Origin of the sequence: Microtetraspora sp. AC03309, assembly GCF_020826795.1 — a bacterium.
In the GTDB taxonomy this organism is placed as follows: Bacteria; Actinomycetota; Actinomycetes; order Streptosporangiales; family Streptosporangiaceae; genus Microtetraspora; species Microtetraspora glauca.
In genome coordinates, this window is record NZ_JADDIL010000375.1 from 1 (window position 1) to 596 (window position 596).

Below are 596 nucleotides of genomic sequence, written 5' to 3' on the forward strand. Positions count from 1 at the left end.
GCGGGGGTGTGTCTGGCCGAGGCGGAGGATCTGTTGTTCGCGCGGGATCGGCTGGTTTCGGCGGTCGCGGCGCGGGTGGAGCGGGTCCATGCTGCTGGTGAGGCGAGGGCGTATGGGCATGGGTCGACGAGGTTGTGGTTGCGTACGGGGGCGGGGATGAGTGCGGTGGGGGCGGGGCGGTTGGTCGCGCTCGCGGTCGAGTTGGCTCGTCTGCCTGTGGTTCGGGCCCGGTTCGCTGACGGCAGTCTGGCGGAGGGGTATGTGACGGCGATCTGCGCGGCGACCGGCCGGTTGACTGATGAGCAGGCCGGCCTGGCGGAGCAGATTCTGGTCGGGTTGGCGGATCAGGCGGGTCCGGCGGAGATCGCGCGGGCGGGCCGGTATCTGTATGCGGTGCTCAACCCCGATGGTGAGGATGATGCTGCGGAGGCTGATTACCGGCAGCGTTTCCTGCTGGTGCGGGAGACCTCCTCGGGCGGGCTGGAGGGAGAGTTCCGGCTTCCCCGCGAGGCGGGAGCGCGGCTGCGGAGTCTGCTGGACGCCTATGCCAAGCCTCGGGCTGTGGGTGATGACCGGCCGCTGCGGGTGCGGAACGC

1 protein-coding gene is annotated in these 596 nt (G+C 70.5%); it reads left to right on the plus strand.

Annotated features, from left to right (window positions below; all coding sequences use genetic code 11):
- Positions 1–75: 75 nt before the first annotated feature.
- The coding region (locus IMZ11_RS43410; RefSeq protein WP_374463274.1) for a DUF222 domain-containing protein at positions 76–596 on the plus strand (521 nt) is incomplete at its 3' end.